Here is a 20365-nt window from a genome sequence, read left to right as displayed (position 1 = left end):
GCGGGCAAGGTCGGGTGAGGGCGCACCACGGCACAGTCCTTCCGGACCGCTGACGGGCCGAGTGGGGCGGTGCCCCAATTCTTGCGGGCCCGTGCGCGGGCGGCAACGAGCAATTGAGGCCGCTGACGGGAATGCGTCGGTATGACACTCATATCCCTGCCCAGTTGCCCATTGTTCACTCCCTGTTTGCTCTCCTGTTTCACCCCTGGACGGCGAGCACCAGCGGAAACACCCCTTCCGCTCCGGCTCGTCGCAGGAGCCGGGCAGCCACGGCGAGAGTCCAGCCGCTGTCCGACAGGTCGTCAACGAGCAGGACGGGCCCTCCCGCAGTGGCCAGCCGCTCCGCCAGGTCGGCCGAAACCGTGAGGGTCCGCTGGAGGCCGACCACCCGCTGGGCGCTGTTCGTCCGCGAGAGCCGGAGCTCCTCCGCCTCCGGGGTGTACTCCACGACCCCCAGGAACGGCATCCTGCCGATCTCGGCGATGCGCTCGCCGAGGGAACCCACCAGCCGCGGCTTGCGGTGCGAGGCGACGGTGACCACCCCGGCCGGCCGGGCCGGTGCGTCCGGTGCCCCGGAGGCCCAACCACCCGGCCCCTTCGCCCAGTCGGCGAGCACGTGCACCACCGCCTGCACGACGTCGTCCGGCACGGGCCCGTCCGGGGTGCCGTCGGCCAGCAGCGGACGCAGCCGGTTGCCCCAGCCGATGTCCGACAGCCGCCCCAGGGCCCGTCCGCCGAACGCCTGCTCGCCGGCCGGGATCCGGCCCTTCAGGTCGACCCCGACGGCGGCGAGTCCGGTCGGCCACATCTTCCGGGGCTCGACCTCGACTCCGGGCCGCCCCAGCTCGCCCTTGGCCGCGTCCAGAGCCGCGTCCGACACCTTGGGGTCGAAACGGCTGCCCGCGCAGTTGTCGCAGCGGCCGCACGGCGCGGCCTCCTCGTCGTCCAGCTGGCGCCTCAGGAACTCCATCCGGCACCCGGGGGACGACGCGTAGTCCCGCATCGCCTGCTGCTCGGCCTCGCGCTGACGCGCCACCCACGCGTACCGCTCCGTGTCGTACACCCACGGGCGTCCCGTGCTCTCCCAGCCGCCCTTCACCCGCCGCACGGCGCCGTCCACGTCGAGCACCTTGAGCATCGTCTCCAGCCGGGTCCTGCGCAGCTCGACCAGCGGCTCCAGGGCCGGCAGCGAGAGCGGCCTGCCCGCCTGCGCGAGGACGTCGATCGTCCGCCGCACCTGCTCCTCCGGCGGGAACGCCACCGAGGCGAAGTAGCGCCAGATCGCCTCGTCCTCCTGCCCGGGCAGCAGCAGCACCTCCGCGTGCTCCACGCCTCGGCCCGCGCGGCCGACCTGCTGGTAGTAGGCGATCGGCGAGGACGGCGACCCGAGGTGGACCACGAAGCCCAGGTCCGGCTTGTCGAAGCCCATGCCGAGGGCCGAGGTCGCCACCAGGGCCTTGACCCGGTTGGCCTGGAGATCGTCCTCGGCCTGCTGCCGGTCCGCGTTCTCCGTCCGGCCGGTGTACGACGACACCGTGTGGCCGCACTGGCGCAGATAGGCCGTCACCTCGTCGGCGGCGGCGACCGTCAGCGTGTAGATGATCCCCGACCCCGGCAGCTCGCCGAGGTGGTCGGCGAGCCAGGCCAGCCGGTGGGCCGCGTCGGGCAGCCTGACCACGCCCAGGCTCAGGCTCTCCCGGTCGAGCGGACCGCGCAGCACCAGCGCGTCCGTGCCCGCCCCCGTCCCCAGCTGCTCCGCGACGTCCGCCGTCACCCGCGCGTTCGCCGTCGCCGTGGTCGCCAGCACCGGGACGCCGGCCGGCAGGTCGGCCAGCATCGTGCGCAGGCGCCGGTAGTCGGGGCGGAAGTCGTGCCCCCAGTCGGAGATGCAGTGCGCCTCGTCGACCACGAGCAGACCTGTGGCTGCCGCCAGCCGGGGGAGCACCTGGTCGCGGAAGTCGGGGTTGTTGAGCCGCTCGGGGCTGACCAGGAGCACGTCCACCTCGCCGGCGGCCACCTCCTCCTGGACGGTGTCCCACTCCTCCGTGTTCGACGAGTTGATCGTCCGGGCGCGGATGCCCGCCCGGGCGGCCGCCTCCACCTGGTTGCGCATCAGTGCCAGCAGCGGGGAGACGATCACGGTCGGACCGCTGCCGCGCTCGCGCAGCAGCGACGTCGCCACGAAGTACACGGCGGACTTGCCCCAGCCGGTCCGCTGCACGACCAGGGCCCGGCGCCGGTCGGCGACCAGGGCCTCGATGGCCCGCCACTGGTCCTCGCGCAGTCTGGCCCGGCCCGTCGGGTCCGAGACGAGACGGGCGAGCACGGTGTCGGCGGCGGTCCGAAGGGCGGCGCGGTCTTCCGGGGAGTCTGCGTGGGTCATGCCTCCATGCAACCCGATGCCTCGGACATCGCGCGAATGAGCCGACGAACCTGTGGACAACTCACGAGAGCGACGGATCCCCCGATTCGGGAGTTATCCACAGGGGTTTCGGATTTCGGAAGATCACGAGACCGTCCTGACCATGAACGCGAATCACCACGAAACCAGCGGACTCTCCCGTACCCAGCAGATCACCCTGCGCGGCCCGGCGGAGCTGGCCGACGCCCTGCCCTTCATGCTGGGCTTCCACCCCACCGACTCCGTCGTCCTGGTCGCCCTGCACGGCGAGCACGGCCGCTTCGGCGGCCGGGTCAGGCTCGGGATCCCGGGCTCACCCCGCGAATGGGCGTCCACCGCCGACCACCTGGCCGAATGCCTCGTCGAGGGAGGCAGCCGCAGCGGCACCCGGCCGGACGGCATCGTGGTCTTCCTCTGCCAGGACCCCGGAGCGGGCGAGACCGGCCGCAGGGTCATGGAACGGCTGCGCCCGTTCGCCCAGCGCCTCCGGACCGCCTGCGGCGCCCTCGACATCCCCGTCTACGAGGCCCTGTGCATCTCCGACGGGCTCTACTTCTCCTACTGCTGCCCCGACGCCCGGTGCTGCCCGCCGGACGGCACCCCCCTCGCCCTCAACGGCACGTCGGTGATGGCCGCGACCGCCGCCTACGCCGGAGTGCAGGTGCGCGGCTCCCTGCGGGACATGGAGGCCAGGCTGAAGCCGGCCGGCAGGCCCGGGGAGGAGCAGCAGCGCGCCGCCCTCGACGCGGCCGCCGCAGCCATCGTCCCGCGCATCCTGGAAGGCGCGGAGGACCAGGGACGGGAGGAAGTGCGCGAGACGACCCTGCGGCTCGCCCGCGAGACCCTCCGCCGGTTCGCCGCACCGAAGAACGCGGCCCTCCCGGACGGCTCGACCAGGCAGGCGCGGCCCACGAGGCCCGCCGGCGCCACCGCCCAGGGCGACGCGGCCGACGACGCCCTCGTCGGCACCGACGAGGCGGCCGCGCTGATCATCGGCCTCCAGGACCGTGTCACCCGTGACCGTGCGGCCGAATGGATGGAGGGCTGGGAGGGCACCGCCGCCCTGCGGCTCTGGCGCGTACTGGCCCGGCGCTGTGTCGCCCCCTACCAGGAGCACGCCGCCGCACCCCTCAGTCTCGCCGGCTGGGCAGCGTGGTCCACCGGCGACGAACCGACCGCCCGTGTCGCCCTGGGACTCGCGCTCGAAGCCGACCCCGAGTACACCTTCGCCCGGCTGCTCCACCAGGCGTGCAACGAGGGGATCGACCCCGAGTCCCTGCGCTCCTGCCTGAGGACGGAACGGGACGCCCGGCTCGCCTCCGCGCAGGCCGAGCAGGGGGCCGCCCGACGGATCCGGACCCGGGCGGGACGCCCCCAGGGCACCCGTCAGAGCCTCAGGAAGCCCGGTCGGCGCCCCGGCGGCCCCTCGGCCGGAGTGCGGCCCAGTGGGCCCGCCACGGCGAGGCCCGGGAACGGCTCCCCGCAGCGGGGCGGCCGGCGCGGGAGCAGGAGCGGTCGATGAGGACCGTGACCCGGCCGCCCGCGAGCGCGTTCAGCTCTCTGGCGGAGTCGTCCGAACCGTGCCGCCGACACCCCGCCGGCCGCCCGGTTCGCACAGAGAGCACCCCGCACCCGCCATGGCCCCCAGCTCCGCCCCGGCCCCCGGCCGCCCCAGCGGCCCCCCGCCCGGCCACCCGTCCGCTGACTCGACCGGTCACCGCCCGCCCGGTCCGCCCCCGCCTGCTCACACCTCCCTGTCCGGGTACACGCTCGGTGCAGGAATCGCCCTCCCGCGTGCGGCGCGCCCTCCGGAGCTTCCCTCGGTCCACGGCGCCCTCCTCTGCGTCGCCCTGCCCGCCCTCGCCGTCTGCGCCGAGCACGGCCAGCTCACCGGCGAAGGACCCGAGGGCGTGTACACCGCCGGAAGACGGCTCCTCTCGCGGTGCGTCCTGCGCGTGGCCGGACGCGAGCCCGTCGCCCTCCAGGGGCGCATGGCGGGCGCGGACAAGGCGGTCTTCCTCGGCGCCCTCCGGGTGCCGGGGGAGCCGGGCCCCGATCCCGCCCTCGCCGTCGAACGCACCCGGACCGCCGACGGCACCGAGCGGATCACCCTGCGCAGCGCCGCCGGCCGGCCCCTCAAGCTCCCCGTCGAGATCGCCCTGGGCACGGATCTCGCGGACCTGGGCACGGTGGCGTCGGGCCGGCCGGCCCCCGAACTCGCCGCCAGCGTCCACGGCACCGGGCTCCGCTGGACGGCCCCCGACGGGCGAGCCGCCGCCGTCACGGCGCACCCGCCGCCGACGGATTCCCTGGCGGCCGCGGGGGTCCTGCGCTGGGAGACGGACCTGGCGCCCGGTGCCACCTTCACGATCCACCTCCGCGTCCGCGCCGAGGCGCCCGGCCGAGCCGCCGGCCCGCCCGGCGCAGGCGCCGGCCGCCCCGGCGGACACCTGCTCTCCGACGCCCGCGCCGAAGGGGACGACCCGCGCCCCGGGGAACTGCTGCGCTCCTCCGTCGACGACCTCCGGGCCCTCCTCCAGCGCGACCCGGCGCACCCCGCGGATGTCCACCTCGCCGCCGGTGTCCCGTGGCGCTGCGGACCGGTCACCGCCGAGGCCCTCTGGGCCGCCCGCATGGCCCTGCCGCTCGGGACCCGGCTCGCCGCCACCACCCTGCGCGCCCTGGGCCGCACCCAACTCGCCGGTGACGGGCCCGACTCCGGCCGCATCCCGGGACCGCTCAGGGACGCGGGTCCCCACCTCCCGCCCCGCTGCACGGGCGTCGAGGCCACCCTCGCCTTCCCGGCCGTCCTTGCCGAGGCCCGCCGCTGGGGACTGCCCCCGAAGGACCTGGACGAACTCCTCCCCGTGGCGGAGCGCTGCCTCGGCTGGCTGCGCCGGGCCGTCGCCGGCACCGGCTGCGTGCCGGACCCGGGGCCCGCCGGACCCTGGCGGGCCGAGACCCAGGCCCACGCGCACCGGGCGGCCCTGCTCGGCGCCGACCTGCTCGACGGCTGCGGAAGACCCGGTGCGGACGCGCTCCGCGACGCCGCGCGGAGCCTGCGCGAGCGCTTCCGCCGCGAGTTCTGGATCGAGGACCGCACGGGAGGCCGCCCGGCCCTCGCCCGCACAGCCGACGGCCGGACCCGGCCCGAGCTGGGCGGCTGGGCGGCCCACCTGCTCGACACGGGGCTCCTGGGCAGCGGGCGGTACGCGCAGGGGCTGCTCGACCGGACGCGCACCGAGCAGGTGGCGCGCCTGCTCGCGGCCCCGGCACTCGACTCCGGCTGGGGGCTGCGCGGTCTCGGTACGAAGGAGCCCGGGTACAACACCTTCGGTCACCGCGCGGGGGCGGTCCGGGTGCACGAGACCGCCGTCGCCGTCGCCGGTCTCGCCGCCGCCGGCCACGAGCGGGAGGCGGCCGCACTGCTGCGCGGACTGCTGGACGCGGCCGGGACCTTCGCCCACCGGCTCCCCGAGATGTACGCGGGGGAACAGCGGACGGCGGGCGGGCGCCCGGTGCCCCATCCCGCCGCCTGCCGGCCCGCGGCGGCCGCGGCCGCGGGCGCGGTCCACGCGCTCCTCGCGCTCGCCGGCATCCGCCCCGACGTGCCGGGCGGCTCCGTCTCGGTGCACCCGCTGCCGTCGGCCCCGCTCGGAGGGATCCGGTTCTCGGGACTCGTGGTCGCAGGCGAGCCCTTCGCCGTGCGGGTCGGCAGGCTGGGGCTCGGTATGGTCGAGGAGGCCGCTGAGGGCCTTCAGCTGGGGGTGTGACGGGATGCCGGGCGCAGACACGACGGAAGCCTCACGGCGAGGGGAGGAAGTCGTCCCCGATGCTTCCGCGGGGCGTGTTTATCGTCAGGAAGACGACTATGATCGCGGCATGACTCCCTACGACCCGTCGGCCTTCCCGCCTTTCGCCGTCACTGTCGATCTGGTCGTGCTCACCGTGCGGCGTCACGCGCTCTGCACGCTGGTCGTACGGCGGGGCGAGACGCCGTACCAGGGCCGTTGGGCGCTCCCCGGCGGTTTCGTCCGGGAGGAGGAGGACCTCGGTGCCGCGGCCGCGCGCGAGCTCGTCGAGGAGACGGGGCTCTGCGCCCACGACCCGGCTGCCCCGGAGCCGGTGCCTACCAACGGGGCGCACCTGGAGCAGTTGGCGACCTACGGCGCGCCCGACCGCGACCCGCGCATGCGCGTGGTCAGCGTCGCGCACCTCGCCCTGGCCCCCGACCTTCCCGCCCCGCGCGCCGGCGGCGACGCCAACAGCGCCCGCTGGGCCCCCGTCGAGGAACTGCTCGGCGAGGACGCGGCGGCCGGCGGCGGCGTCGAGGGCTCGGGAACCCTCGCCTTCGATCACGCCCGGATCCTCTCCGACGGCGTGGAACGCGCCCGCTCGAAGATCGAGTACTCCTCGCTGGCCACGGCCTTCTGCCCGCCGGAGTTCACCGTCGGAGAGCTGCGCCGGGTGTACGAGGCGGTCTGGGGCGTGGCCCTCGACCCGCGCAACTTCCACCGGAAGGTGACCGGCACGCCCGGGTTCCTCGTTCCGGCCGGCGGCACCACGACCCGTCAGGGCGGGCGCCCCGCCCAGCTCTTCAGGGCAGGAGGGGCGACCCTCCTCAACCCGCCGATGCTGCGCCCCGAGGTCTGACGGCCGCGGACATCCGGCATCCCGGAACCCCAACCCTGCGTGGAAAGTCCGAAATGTAGCGTTATCTTGCTGTGGTAGCGCCGCCCTGCCGCGGAGCGGTGTCACCTACCGCGAGAGATGCGATGCTCCAGGCAATCGGACTGACCAGCACGCCCCGCCGTGATCGCCCGCCCGCCGTGGACGATCTCACCTTCGACGCCCGGCCAGGCTCCGTGACCGCCCTCCTCGGCCCCCCGGGCTCCGGCAAGACCACCGCCCTGCGGCTCATGCTCGAACTCGAGCCGGGCCGGGGCGTCACCTACTTCCGCGGCCGCCCCCTGCACCGCATCGCCCACCCGCCCCGCGAGGTCGGCGTGCTCCTCGGCGACATCCCCGGACATCCCTCCCGGACGCTCCGCGGCCAGCTCCGGATGCTCTGCGCCGCCACCGGAGTGCCCGCCGCGCGAGCCGAGGAACTGGTGCGGACCATGGGTCTCACCGGGCTCGAACGCCGGCGCATCGGCACGCTCCCGGTCGGCGCGGACCGCCGACTCGGTCTGGCCTCCGCCCTGTTGGGTGCGCCGCACGCCCTGCTGCTCGACCAGCCGGGCGCCCGGCTCTCCCCATCCGAGGATGCATGGCTGCACGAGTTCCTGCGCGCGCACGCGTCCGACGGCGGAACCGTGCTCTACACCACGGACGACCCCAAGGACGCCGCACGGAACGCCGACCGTGTCGTCACCCTGGCCGCCGGCCGCCTCGTCGCCGACCAGGAGGCCGCCGAGTTCGCCCGCACCCGGCTGCGCCCCCGGGTCGCCGTCCGCACCCCCCAGGCCGCCCGGCTGGCCGCGGTCGTGGCCCAGGAGGCCAGGGCCGCCCGGCGCCCGGTCGAGGTGGTCGCCGAGGACGGCAACCTCCTGTCCGTCTACGGCAGTGACTGCGCCGCCGTCGGCGACACGGCGTTCCGGCACGGCGTACCGATCCACCGGCTCTCGGCGGAGACCGGCGCCGCCGGCCCGGCGCCGCGCGCCTCCGGACGCACCGGCACCGCATCCGCGCCCCCGTCGCCCGGGCCCGGCGGCCTCCCTGATCCCGCCGAGGCCGACCAACGGGCGCAGACCAGCGGCCGACCCGCCACCGGAGCGGCGGCGCACGCGGCCGAACGCCACGAGGGCCCAGGTGTGGCCCGACGGCGGCGCCGGACGGCCCGCCGCCCGGTCCGTTCGCCGCTGCGCCCGCTCCGGTACGAGATCCGCCGGCTCCTGGGCGTGCCGAGCACACCGCTCGTGCTGGCGGCGGTCCTGCTCGTGTCGGTCACCCTCGCCCTGCTCCTGGGCCGCGGCGGGCACGCGGCGCTGCCCGCCGTCGTGGCGGCCTGGCCGGCGATCTCGCCGTTGCCGCCCGCGGCGCTCGGCGCGGGGCTGCTCGGGGCCTTCTCCTTCGGGGAGGAGTACCGCTACCCCGCCCTCACCTCCGGGCGCGGCGCCGTGCCCCGCAGGCCGGGCCTGCTGCTGGCGAAGCTCGCCGTGGCGGCGACCGTGGCCCTCGCTCTCGGCGCGCTCGTCGCGCTGGCCGACCTGGCGGTTCTGAGGCTCTTCTACGGCGGCGAGTTGATTCCCGTACCGAGGAACTGGCCCACATTGTCGGCGAGTTGGCTGGGTCTGCTGGTCGGATGCGCATGGGCCGGCCTGCTCGGCGCCGGGGTGTTCCGGGCGGCGGCGGCCGGGGTCGCCGCGGTGCTCGCCGTACCGGTGGCCTTCGTCCCGCTGCTGCAGACGGTACTCACGGGGCCGAACGTGCGCTCCGCCGCCGGACTCCCCGCGCGGCTGAGAGAGTTCGCCGGACCCCACTGGTCCCCCGAGGTGGAGCACCTGCTGGCGGGGAGCCTGCGGGTCCTCGGGCAGCCCGCTGGGGTGGCGCTCACGCTCACGTTGACGGGGTTGCTCTGCGCCTATGTGTTCACGGGCCTTCGCCGACGGGCTCGTTGGTGACCGCTTGCGGATCAAAAGATTCCGTTTCGCCGTCAACTTCCTTGAAATATGCGCAATATGTCCGAATAATCGTCAATTGTGTAGGGGGTGCCGATCACCCTTTCGTGTGCTTTTCACCAAAGACCTCAAGGGTCACGAGGGCAACGCCGACAAAGGATGCGTGAGTACCCTTGCGCACACCATGATGACCGCCGCCCGCCCCGTCGACTCCGCTCTCGGCGCCCCGGGCGATCTCGACCGCTACCCGTACGCGGAGGCGCCCGCCGCCGGCCGCGTGGGTCCGCCCTCCTGGGAGGGGGTGGACACCGATCTGGGCCGGGTGGGTCGCAGGACTGCCGGAAACCGGGGGCGCGGGCTGCACGGCCAGCTCGTCCAGCAGCTCGGTCAGATGATCGTCTCCGGCGATCTCGGCGCCGACCGTCCGCTCGTCCCCGAGGAGATCGGTCAGCGGTTCGAGGTCTCGCGGACCGTCGTCCGGGAGTCGCTGCGCGTGCTGGAGGCCAAGGGACTCGTCAGCGCCCGCCCGAACGTCGGCACCCGGGTGCGGCCCGTCAGCGACTGGAACCTCCTCGACCCCGACATCATCGAGTGGCGCGCCTTCGGCCCGCAGCGCGACGACCAGCGCCGCGAGCTGAACGAGCTGCGCTGGACGATCGAGCCCCTGGCCGCCCGCCTCGCCGCCGGGCACGGCCGCGAGGACGTCCAGCAGCGTCTCGCCGACATGGTCGAGATCATGGGCCACGCGTTCGCGCAGGGGGACGGCATCACCTTCTCCCGCGCCGACACCGAGTTCCACTCCCTGCTGATCCAGCTCGCCGGGAACCGCATGCTGGAGCACCTCGCTGGCATCGTTTCCGCCGCGCTCCAGGTCTCCGGCGGTCCCGTCACGGGCTGTGACCGGCCGAGCGAGGCCTGCCTCGCGCACCACGCCCGTATCGTGGACGCACTGGCCACGGGGGACGCCCACGGCGCGGAGACGGCCATGCGGCAGCTGCTGACCGTCCACCACGAGGTGAGCGGCGTTCCCGCCCCCCGCGAACACTGATCCGCGGGCCGTGGCCGGGAGCGCGGAGGCGCACGCGACGCGTGCCGCCGGGTCCGAGCGCCACCCGGGAGCCCGCACGGGTTCCCCGGGCGGCGCCAGGGTTCCGGCGGTACGAATGTGCACTGATCGACCACTCTGCGTGTTTCGCCGCAAATGAGGTGTGACTCGGGCCACGAAGATTGGGCGTAACACTCCTCCGAGCCGTGCGATGACCTAAGAGGTGACGGTCGAGGAAGGAATACAGCAGCCGACGGAGGCGCTGTCCAGTTCCCCGGCCCAACCCGCGCCGTCGGCACATTCCCCGTCGACGGTCGTCGGCTCCAGCTCGATCCAGAGCGGGGCCGGAAGCCGTTTCCATCGTTCCGAGAGGTTGTTCGTGTCGGCCAGCACATCCCGTACGCTCCCGCCGGAGATCGCCGAGTCCGAGTCTGTGATGGCGCTCATCGAGCGGGGAAAGGCTGATGGGCAGATCGCCGGCGATGACGTGCGTCGGGCCTTCGAGGCTGACCAGATTCCGCCAACCCAGTGGAAGAATGTTCTGCGCAGCCTCAATCAGATCCTCGAGGAAGAGGGTGTGACGCTGATGGTCAGTGCAGCGGAGTCGCCGAAGCGCGCCCGCAAGAGCGTCGCTGCGAAGAGCCCGGCCAAGCGCACCGCCACCAAGACCGTCACCGCCAGGACGACCGTGACGAAGACCACCGTCTCGGCCGCCTCGGCCGCCTCGGCCGAGGGCACCGACCCGGCCGACGAGGCCGGATCCGCCCCGAAGGCGGCGGCGAAGAAGACCGCCGCCAAGAAGACGGTGGCCAAGAAGACCGTCGCCAAGAAGACGGCGGCCAAGAAGACCGCGTCCAAGAAGGACTCCGACGAGCTCGCCGAGGGCGAGGAGCTCCTCGAGGACGTCGCCCCCGGCAAGGGCGAGGAAGAGGAGACCGAGGGCGAGAGCAAGGGCTTCGTCCTGTCCGACGAGGACGAGGACGACGCTCCGGCACAGCAGGTGGCCGTCGCCGGCGCCACCGCCGACCCGGTCAAGGACTACCTCAAGCAGATCGGCAAGGTCCCGCTGCTCAACGCGGAGCAGGAGGTCGAGCTCGCCAAGCGCATCGAGGCCGGCCTGTTCGCCGAGGACAAGCTCGCCAACTCGGACAAGCTCGCCCCCAAGCTCAAGCGCGAGCTGGAGATCATCGCCGAGGACGGCCGCCGCGCCAAGAACCACCTCCTGGAGGCCAACCTCCGTCTGGTGGTCTCGCTGGCCAAGCGCTACACCGGCCGCGGCATGCTCTTCCTGGACCTGATCCAGGAAGGCAACCTGGGTCTGATCCGCGCGGTCGAGAAGTTCGACTACACCAAGGGCTACAAGTTCTCCACGTACGCCACCTGGTGGATCCGTCAGGCGATCACCCGCGCCATGGCCGACCAGGCCCGCACCATCCGCATCCCCGTGCACATGGTCGAGGTCATCAACAAGCTGGCCCGCGTCCAGCGCCAGATGCTCCAGGACCTGGGCCGCGAGCCCACTCCGGAGGAGCTGGCCAAGGAACTCGACATGACCCCCGAGAAGGTCATCGAGGTCCAGAAGTACGGCCGTGAGCCGATCTCCCTCCACACCCCGCTGGGTGAGGACGGCGACAGCGAGTTCGGCGACCTGATCGAGGACTCCGAGGCGGTCGTCCCGGCCGACGCGGTGAGCTTCACGCTCCTCCAGGAGCAGCTGCACTCCGTCCTCGACACGCTCTCCGAGCGCGAGGCGGGTGTCGTCTCGATGCGCTTCGGCCTCACCGACGGCCAGCCGAAGACGCTGGACGAGATCGGCAAGGTCTACGGCGTGACGCGCGAGCGGATCCGTCAGATCGAGTCGAAGACGATGTCGAAGCTCCGCCACCCGTCGCGCTCGCAGGTGCTGCGCGACTACCTCGACTGATCCTCACGAGGCACAGAGCAGTACACGGAAGGGCCCGGTTTCCCCGAGGGGAGCCGGGCCCTTCCGGGTTCGTGCGCGTGCAGGGCGGAGAGCTGTGCTGGACGCTGGGTGAACCGATATCACCGGAGAGTCAGGAGACTCCATGCGTGGTTCCTTCGCCCGAGCGTTGACGGGCGTCCTGGGCCTGGCCACCGTGGCCGCGGGGCAGGCCGTCACCGCCGCCCCCGTGGCGGCCGACAGCGTCGTGGTGGGCGGCAGTCCGGCTCAGATCACGGAGGCGCCCTGGGTGGTGGCGCTGTCGAGCCGTGACCGGTTCGGGGGTACGCGAGCGGGCCAGTTCTGCGGGGGCGTGGTCGTCGCCCCGACCAAGGTGCTCACGGCGGCCCACTGCCTGGGCCGCGAGGTGCTCGGCGGCGAGCCGTGGGAGGTGCGCGACTTCTCCGTGATCGCCGGCCGCGCCGTGTTGCGGGGCCAGGGCGGGCAGGAGGTCCGGATCTCGGACACGTGGGTCAACCCCGACTACGACCCGACCGCGAACTCGGGGGACCTCGCGGTGCTGACCCTGGCGAGTCCGCTGCCGCAGTCGTACGTGATCGGCGTCGCGCGGACCGGGGATCCCGCGTACGCGCCGGGGACCGAGGCGGACGTCTACGGCTGGGGAGACACGACGGGCAACGGGAGCTACGCCACGACGCTGCGGACGGCGCGCGTCCAGGTGCTCCCCGACACGTCCTGCGAGCGGGCCTACCCGGCGGGCTTCGGCGTCCGCTACCGCGGTGACTCCATGCTGTGCGCCGGTGACCCTCGGGGCGGCCGCGACGCGTGCCAGGGCGACAGTGGAGGCCCCCTCGTGGCCAAGGGGCTGCTCGTCGGACTGGTGTCCTGGGGCAGCGGCTGCGGCCAGGCGGAGAACCCCGGCGTATACACCCGGGTCGGAGCGGTCCTGCCGGAGAACTTCTGACCGGAGGCCCGAGCGGCGGGCCCAGGGAGCTTCCTCCGGCCCCGCGCCCCGCCCGGGGGTGCCGGGCTGGCGGGCGCGGGTGCGAGAACGGGCGGCCACCCCCCTTGTGCGGGTGTGGCCGCCCGTCGTCCGGTCGGGGTCAGCGACCGGCCCTGAGCTCGTCGTGGATGGCGTCAGGCGTGGTCTTCGCCCATCGTGCGAGCCGGCACGTCCGTGAGCCGGTCCGTCTCATCCTGTATCTCAACGGCGATCTTCTTGAGTTCCGGCTCGAACTTGCGTCCGTGGTGGGCGCAGAAGAGCAAGTCACCTCCGCTGGTCAGAACGACGCGCAGGTAGGCCTGGGCGCCGCAGCGGTCGCAACGGTCAGCGGCCGTCAGGGGGCTCGCGGGGGTCAGAACAGTAGTCACGTCGCCTCTTCTCTAGCTCGACGAGCTGTCGTACCAGGGTCAACATCCAACCAGGCCGGAAACGTTCCCGCTCGTGGCTTTTCCTTGAAACTTCTTCCCAAGGTGGCTGTCTGCTGCCGGTTGGCGGCGAATGAGCCGTATTGCGTTGCTCTACGGATTTCGCGTTGCTTGTGTGGGTCAGTCCTCCCGGCGTGGTTGCCGGTTGTTCATGAGGACGTGCCCGGAGCCTAAATGGTTCATGCCTGGAAGGGAACGTGATGTTCGCGTCACCCCATCGAGGGATCGAACATCCATGCGACTCTGGACTAGCATGAGGAATCCGGGTGGGTGGCGTGACAACGGCTCTACCAGGCATCGGTACCCTCTGAACCGGTGACCGACGCCGGGCCTTACCCCACGGGGCCACATTTCAAATTCAGCGAGGAGCGAACCGCGTGACCGCCGAATCGTCCGTGCCGTCCAGTGCGCTGCTGACCGCAGACCGTGACGCTTCCAACTACACCGCGCGGCACCTGCTCGTACTGGAAGGGCTCGAAGCGGTTCGCAAGCGCCCCGGTATGTACATCGGGTCCACCGACAGCCGCGGCCTGATGCACTGCATCTGGGAGATCATCGACAACTCGGTCGACGAGGCCCTCGGGGGCTACTGCGACCACATCGAGGTCATCCTCCACGACGACGGCTCCGTCGAGGTCCGTGACAACGGCCGCGGCATCCCCGTCGACGTCGAGCCGAAGACCGGCCTGTCCGGCGTCGAGGTCGTCATGACCAAGCTGCACGCCGGCGGAAAGTTCGGAGGCGGGTCCTACGCCGCCTCCGGCGGTCTGCACGGCGTCGGCGCCTCCGTGGTCAACGCCCTGTCGGCCCGCCTCGACGTCGAGGTCGACCGCAACAGCGCCACGCACTCGATCAGCTTCCGCCGCGGCGTGCCGGGCATCTTCACCGAGCAGGGCCCCGACAGCCCCTTCGACCCGGGCAACGGCCTGCAGAAGGGCAAGCGCGTCCCCAAGGCCCGCACGGGCACCCGCGTCCGCTACTGGGCGGACCGCCAGATCTTCCTCAAGGACGCCAGGCTCTCCCTGGAGACGCTGCACCAGCGTGCCCGCCAGACCGCCTTCCTCGTGCCCGGCCTGACCATCGTCGTCCGCGACGAGCGGGACCTCGCGGGCGTCGGCAAGAGCGAGGAGACCTTCCGCTTCGACGGCGGCATCAGCGAGTTCTGCGAGTACCTCGCCCAGGACAAGGCCGTCTGCGACATCCAGCGGCTCACCGGCCAGGGCACCTTCAAGGAGACCGTCCCGGTCCTCGACGAGCGGGGCCACATGACCCCGACCGAGGTCACCCGCGAGCTCGCCGTCGACGTCGCCCTGCGCTGGGGCACGGGCTACGAGACCGCGGTCAAGTCCTTCGTCAACATCATCGCCACCCCCAAGGGCGGCACCCACGTCTCGGGCTTCGAGACGGCCGTCACCAAGACGGTGAACGAGGTGCTGCGCTCGACCAAGATGCTGCGCGTCGCCGAGGACGACATCGTCAAGGACGACGCCCTGGAGGGGCTCACGGCCGTCGTCACGGTCCGCCTCGCCGAGCCGCAGTTCGAGGGGCAGACGAAGGAGGTCCTCGGCACGTCCGCCGCCCGCCGCATCGTGGCGAACGTGGTCGCCAAGGAGCTCAAGACCTTCCTCACCTCCACCCGGCGCGACGACAAGGCCCAGGCCCGCGCCGTCCTGGAGAAGGCGGTCGCTGCGGCCCGCACCCGCATCGCGGCCCGCCAGCACAAGGAGGCCCAGCGCAGGAAGACCGCGCTGGAGTCCTCCTCGCTGCCCGCGAAGCTGGCCGACTGCCGCAGCGACGACGTGGAGCGCAGCGAGCTCTTCATCGTCGAGGGCGACTCCGCCCTCGGCACGGCCAAGCTCGCCCGGAACAGCGAGTTCCAGGCGCTTCTGCCGATCCGCGGCAAGATCCTCAACGTCCAGAAGTCGTCCGTCTCGGACATGCTGAAGAACGCCGAGTGCGGGGCGATCATCCAGGTCATAGGGGCGGGCTCGGGCCGCACCTTCGACATCGACGCCGCCCGGTACGGGAAGATCGTCCTCCTCGTCGACGCCGACGTCGACGGCGCCCACATCCGCTGCCTGCTGCTCACGCTCTTCCAGCGCTACATGCGGCCCATGGTGGAGGCCGGACGGGTCTTCGCCGCGGTGCCGCCGCTGCACCGGATCGAGCTCGTCCAGCCCAAGCGGGGCCAGGACAAGTACGTCTACACGTACTCGGACAACGAGCTGCGCCAGACGCTGCTGGAGTTCCAGCGCAAGGGGGTCCGCTACAAGGACTCCATCCAGCGCTACAAGGGTCTGGGCGAGATGGACGCCGACCAGCTCGCGGAGACCACGATGGACCCGCGCCACCGCACCCTGCGCCGGATCAACATCGGCGACCTGGACGCGGCGGAGGGGGTCTTCGACCTCCTCATGGGCAACGACGTGGCGCCCCGCAAGGAGTTCATCACCGGCTCGGCGGCCACGCTCGACCGCTCGCGCATCGACGCCTGATCGCTCCACCCGTGGGTGGAGTCCGACGACTCCACCCACGGACCGATCACACGGCCGTCGGCTCTCCCTAGCATCGAGACGACGGAGGGGACGGTCATGGACGGAAAGCGCGACCCGGGGCGTACGGAGAGCGGTGCGGGAGGCGTCGGTGCCTGGCGCACCTGGCCCTCGCGTGAGGCGCTCACGCGGGTCGGGGTGCCCCGGGGGCGCATGGTCCTCGACTACACCATGATCGCGGGCCTGAGCGTCTGGGTGCTGACCGGGTGCTACACGTCGGGGGCCTTCGACGGCGGGTACGCGGTGGTGCCCCCGCTCGGATTCGGGCTCTGCGTGGCTGCCGCCCTGGCGTTCCACCACACGACCCTCGACCACCGGACGGCCGCCTCGCTGGGGCTCCTCGGGGCGATGGCGCTGTGCGGCCTCGGGGGGTACGCCGTCGGGGCGGCGGCAGCGGCGACCGTGATGTGGATCGTCGTCTGCGTCATGGCGATGCAGCGGCTGCCGCTCCCCCTGGGACTCGCCACGGTGGCCGTGCTGGTGCCCGGTTTCGTCGAGGCCGACGAGACGGGCGTCCTCGGGGCGGCCATCACCACCGCGGCCGTCCTGCTCGCGGGGTACTCGCTCCGGCTGGACGCCGAGGCCCGTGGTGCGGGGTTCCAGCTCCTCGCCCAGGAGCGCCTGGCCAGAGAGGCCGAGGCCGCCTCGGCGGCGCTGGCCGAGCGCGCCAGGATCGCCCGCGAGATACACGACGTCCTCGCCCACAGCCTCTCCGCCCAGATGGTGCACCTGGAGGTCGCCCGGCTCAAGATCGAGGCGGGCGCCGACCGGGCGGAGATCCTCAAGCTCGTCACCTCGGCCCGCTCCATGGCCAGGGAAGGGCTCGCCGAGACCCGGCACGCCCTCTCCGCGCTCCGCGGGGACATGGCGCCCGTCGAGGACTACCTGAGGGAACTGGCGAGGGAGGACCGGGCCGAGGTCGCCGTGACCGGCCGGCGCCGGGACCTGCCCGCCGAGGCGTCCCAGGCGGTGCGGCGGGTCGCCCAGGAAGCCCTGACCAACGTGCGCAAGCACGCCCCCGGAGCCCGGACGCGCATCCGGTTCGCCTACGGGACGGACGAGGTCTCCCTGGAGATATGCGATTCCGGGCCGCCCGGAGCGGAGGGCGCCACCGGGCCGGGCGCGCGGTCCGGTGGGGAACTCGGCACCTCCGGCTCCGGGTACGGGCTGCTCGGGATGCGGGAGCGGGCCGAACTGCTCGGGGGGAGCCTGGACGCGGGGCCGGAGGGTCCGGGGTTCACCGTGCGCCTGCGGGTGCCGGCGTGAGCGGCCCGGAGGGCTCGGCCGGAGCCGGGGAACGACGGGTGCTCAGGGTGGTCGTCGCCGACGACCAGGCCATCGTGCGCGAGGGGATCGTGATGCTGCTGGGGCTGCTGCCCGGGATCGAGGTGGTCGGATCGGCCCGGGACGGCGAGGAGGCGATCACGCTGACCGGGATCCATGAGCCCGACGTGGTGCTGATGGACCTGCGGATGCCCCGCTGCGACGGTGTCGAGGCCACCCGACGCATCCGCGAGCGGTTTCCCAGGACCGAGGTCGTCGTGCTCACGACCTACGCCGACGACGACTCGCTCTTCCCGGCGCTGCGGGCCGGAGCGCGCGGATACCTGACCAAGGACGCCGGCGGGGAGGACATCGCACGGGCCGTGCGGGACGTCGTCGACGGACGGGCCGGACTGTCGCCCTCCGTGCAGCGGCGCCTGCTGGAGCAGCTGATGGAGCGGCAGGAGGCAGGAGCGGACGGACGCGGCGGTGCGACGGCCGACGGTGGTGGGCCCGGTGACGAGTCGCGCGACCGGTTTCCGCCCGGCGGCCGGGGTGTCTCGGGCGGCTCCGGCGGCTCCGGGAGTCCGGGGGCCTCGGGAGGTTCCGCGGGGTGGGGCGACGGGGCGGCCTCCACGGCTCCGGAGGCCGCCGGGCTGACGGATCGGGAGACCGAGGTGCTCGTCCTCGTCGCCGGCGGACTGTCCAACCAGGAGATCGCCGGGCGGCTGCGGATCTCCACGGCGACGGTGAAGACGCACATCAACAATCTCTTCGCCAAGACCGGCGTACGCGACCGGGCCCAGGCCGTGCGATACGCATATCAGCACGGTCTGGTCAGGGCGCCAGGAGGCAGAGTCACCTGATGGGGTGAAGTGAGGGGGGAGAAGAGTCCGGGATGTTCCCGCTCTGTCCATCCTTGGGCACGCGGCCGAAAAGGTTCGCTGACAAGGAGAGTTACCGGTGGAGCAGGTGGACGAGCAGGAGGGGCGCGACGCGTCGGCGATGCCGGTCGGCGACCCCTGGTACGAGGCGACCGGTACCGACGGGGGTGAGCGCACGGAGCCGGCCGGGCTGTCCGGTGGCGGTCCCGCCGACACGGTGCCGCGGCAGCGAGTCCCCAGCGCGGCGGAGATCTATCTGGAGGTGCAGCGGAGCCCGGCCTTCCAGGAAGTGCGCAGCCGGTACCGCCGGTTCGTCTTCCCGGCCGCTCTCGCGTTCCTGCTCTGGTACCTCGCCTATGTGGTGGCGGCGACCGCGGCGCCCGGGCTGATGGCCCGGCCCGTCGCGGGCGCGGTGAACGTGGCGATGGTCGCGGGGCTCGGACAGTTCCTCACCACCTTCCTGCTGACCTGGGCCTACGCGCGGCACGCGCGGCTGCGCAGGGACAGGGCGGCGCTGGAACTGCGCTGGGACACCCAGGAGATGACCCGAGGGGCGGTGCAGTCGTGACCGGAGACCACCAGACCCTGGCCCTCCTGCTCTTCAGCGCCTTCGTCGCGGTCACGCTGGGGATCACGACCTGGGTGAGCCGGAACCGGCACGGTTCGGCCGAGGAGTTCTACGCCGGGGGCCGGCTGTTCTCCCCCCTGGAGAACGGCTTCGCGATCGCCGGCGACTACATGTCCGCGGCCTCCTTCCTGGGCATCTCCGGGCTGATCGCGCTCTACGGCTACGACGGCATGCTGTACTCCGTCGGATTCCTCGTCGCCTGGCTGGTCGTGCTGCTCCTGGTCGCCGAACTGGTCCGCAACTGCGGACGGTTCACGCTGGCCGACGTGGTCGCCGCGCGGATGGCCGAGCGGCCGGTGCGGATCGCCGCCGGCACCTCCTCGGTGGCGGTCTCCGTGCTGTACCTCGTGGCGCAGATGGTCGGCGCCGGGAGCCTGGTCGCGCTGCTGCTCGGCGGCACCGGCGAGGCGGCCCGCTCCTGGACGGTGATCGGCGTCGGGGCCCTGATGGTGGTCTACGTGTCGCTCGGCGGCATGCGGGCCACCACCTGGATCCAGATCGTCAAGGCGGTGCTGCTCATGTCGGGGACCGTCGCACTGACCGTCCTCGTCCTCTTCCGCTTCCACGGAGACGTGAACAGCCTGCTCGCCACGGCTGCCCACCGCAGCGGCCACGGCATGGACTTCCTCGCCCCGGGCCTGCGCTACGGCGGCGACTGGACCTCCCGGCTCGACTTCATCAGCCTCGGCCTCGCGCTCGTCCTGGGTACCGCCGGACTGCCGCACATCCTGTCGCGCTTCTACACGGTCCCGACCGCCCGGGCCGCCCGGCGCTCCGTCGTCTGGTCGATCGGTCTCATCGGCAGCTTCTACCTGATGACCATCGTGCTCGGCTTCGGCGCGGCCGCCCTGATCGGGCCGGAGACGGTCCGCGCCTCCAACGCGTCGGGGAACACGGCCGTGCCGCTGCTCGCCCTCGACCTCGGCGGCGGAGCGGGCTCCACGGGTGGCACGGTGCTCTTCGCCATCGTCGCCGCCGTCGCCTTCGCGACCATTCTCGCCGTGGTCGCCGGCATCACCCTGGCCTCCTCGGCGTCCGTGGCCCACGACCTGTACAGCTCGCTGCGCCGCCGGCACGCGAAGCCGTACAGCGAGGTGGCCGTCGCCCGGGTGGCCGCCGCGGTGATCGGCGCCGTGGCGATCGGACTCGGGCTGCTGGCCCGGGACCTGAACGTCGCCTTCCTCGTCGGCCTGGCCTTCGCGGTCGCGGCCTCCGCCAACCTGCCGGTGCTGCTGTTCTCGCTCTTCTGGCGGCGGTTCACCACCCGGGGCGCGGTCTGGTCGGTGTACGGCGGCCTGGTCCCCGCGGTGCTGCTCGTCGTGTTCTCGCCCGTCGTCTCCGGCAGCCCGGAGGCGCTCTTCCCCGCCGTCGACTTCCATCTGTTCCCGCTGCAGAACCCGGGTGTGGTCTCCATCCCGCTCGGCTTCCTCGCGGGCTGGATCGGCACGGTGACCTCGTCGGAGCCGCCCGACGAGGCCCGGCACGCCGAGACGGAGGTCCGGGCCCTCACCGGCGCCGGAGCCGTCTGACGCGGGGCCGAGGCCCCTGGAAGCCCGGCTCCGGGCTTCCAGGCCCCCAGCGTCCGACGTCCGGCTGGGCAAGGGCCTCAGAGTGGGGGCCTCC

14 protein-coding genes are annotated in these 20365 nt (G+C 73.0%); 12 read left to right on the top strand and 2 right to left on the bottom strand.

From position 1 onward, the window contains the following. Positions 1-199: 199 nt before the first annotated feature. Positions 200-2383 carry a RecQ family ATP-dependent DNA helicase gene (locus ACZ60W_RS11125; RefSeq protein ID WP_469755061.1) on the bottom strand — a complete coding sequence of 728 codons (2184 nt, stop codon included), beginning with the start codon at positions 2381-2383 and terminating at the stop codon, positions 200-202. A 142-nt stretch (positions 2384-2525) separates the two neighbouring features. On the opposite strand from ACZ60W_RS11125, the gene ACZ60W_RS11120 reads away from it, so the two are divergent. The 7 genes from ACZ60W_RS11120 to ACZ60W_RS11090 all read left to right on the top strand — a co-directional run bounded on the left by ACZ60W_RS11120 (position 2526) and on the right by ACZ60W_RS11090 (position 12951). Then, positions 2526-3923, top strand: coding sequence for a DUF4192 domain-containing protein (locus tag ACZ60W_RS11120; protein ID WP_469755060.1), 1398 nt, complete (start codon positions 2526-2528; stop codon positions 3921-3923). Between the two features lie 115 nt (positions 3924-4038). Continuing rightward, positions 4039-6174, top strand: coding sequence for a glycogen debranching N-terminal domain-containing protein (locus ACZ60W_RS11115; RefSeq protein ID WP_469755059.1), 2136 nt, complete (start codon positions 4039-4041; stop codon positions 6172-6174). Positions 6175-6283: 109 nt separating this feature from the next. Continuing rightward, a complete protein-coding gene (locus ACZ60W_RS11110; RefSeq protein WP_469755058.1) occupies positions 6284-7054 on the top strand; it encodes an NUDIX hydrolase in 771 nt (256 codons plus the stop codon). A gap of 122 nt (positions 7055-7176) precedes the next feature. Beyond that, positions 7177-9024, top strand: a complete 1848-nt coding sequence (locus ACZ60W_RS11105) for an ATP-binding cassette domain-containing protein (RefSeq protein WP_469755057.1) — start codon at positions 7177-7179, stop codon at positions 9022-9024. 160 nt (positions 9025-9184) lie between these two features. Further along, the gene (locus tag ACZ60W_RS11100; RefSeq protein WP_469755056.1) at positions 9185-10069 is read left to right on the top strand and encodes a FadR/GntR family transcriptional regulator; all 885 of its coding nucleotides are present in this window, start codon (positions 9185-9187) and stop codon (positions 10067-10069) included. Positions 10070-10445: 376 nt separating this feature from the next. Continuing rightward, positions 10446-11990: an RNA polymerase sigma factor gene (locus ACZ60W_RS11095; RefSeq protein ID WP_469755055.1), complete on the top strand. Its 1545-nt coding sequence runs from the start codon at positions 10446-10448 to the stop codon at positions 11988-11990. A gap of 142 nt (positions 11991-12132) precedes the next feature. Beyond that, positions 12133-12951 carry a serine protease gene (locus tag ACZ60W_RS11090; RefSeq protein WP_469755054.1) on the top strand — a complete coding sequence of 273 codons (819 nt, stop codon included), beginning with the start codon at positions 12133-12135 and terminating at the stop codon, positions 12949-12951. 173 nt (positions 12952-13124) lie between these two features. Here the strand turns inward: ACZ60W_RS11090 and ACZ60W_RS11085 are convergent, their stop codons facing one another. Beyond that, positions 13125-13358: a DUF7455 domain-containing protein gene (locus ACZ60W_RS11085; protein WP_030687247.1), complete on the bottom strand. Its 234-nt coding sequence runs from the start codon at positions 13356-13358 to the stop codon at positions 13125-13127. A gap of 434 nt (positions 13359-13792) precedes the next feature. On the opposite strand from ACZ60W_RS11085, the gene ACZ60W_RS11080 reads away from it, so the two are divergent. From ACZ60W_RS11080 to ACZ60W_RS11060, 5 genes are all read left to right on the top strand, one after another. Then, positions 13793-15910, top strand: a complete 2118-nt coding sequence (locus ACZ60W_RS11080; RefSeq protein ID WP_469755053.1) for a DNA gyrase/topoisomerase IV subunit B — start codon at positions 13793-13795, stop codon at positions 15908-15910. A gap of 96 nt (positions 15911-16006) precedes the next feature. Next, on the top strand, positions 16007-17233 hold the full coding sequence (locus tag ACZ60W_RS11075; protein ID WP_469755052.1) for a sensor histidine kinase: 1227 nt from the start codon (positions 16007-16009) through the stop codon (positions 17231-17233). Beyond that, on the top strand, positions 17230-18096 hold the full coding sequence (locus tag ACZ60W_RS11070) for a response regulator (protein ID WP_469755051.1): 867 nt from the start codon (positions 17230-17232) through the stop codon (positions 18094-18096). Before ACZ60W_RS11075 ends, ACZ60W_RS11070 begins: the two co-directional genes overlap by 4 nt. 97 nt (positions 18097-18193) lie before the next feature. Further along, positions 18194-18682: a DUF485 domain-containing protein gene (locus ACZ60W_RS11065; RefSeq protein ID WP_469755050.1), complete on the top strand. Its 489-nt coding sequence runs from the start codon at positions 18194-18196 to the stop codon at positions 18680-18682. Continuing rightward, positions 18679-20271, top strand: a complete 1593-nt coding sequence (locus ACZ60W_RS11060) for a solute symporter family protein (RefSeq protein WP_469755049.1) — start codon at positions 18679-18681, stop codon at positions 20269-20271. The genes ACZ60W_RS11065 and ACZ60W_RS11060 overlap by 4 nt, the downstream gene beginning before the upstream one ends. The last annotated feature ends 94 nt before the right edge of the window (positions 20272-20365 follow it).

Source organism: Streptomyces sp. NPDC104202, from assembly GCF_055584185.1.
The sequence above is the reverse complement of the archived record's forward strand: the minus strand, read 5'-3'. Positions and strand labels throughout refer to the sequence as shown.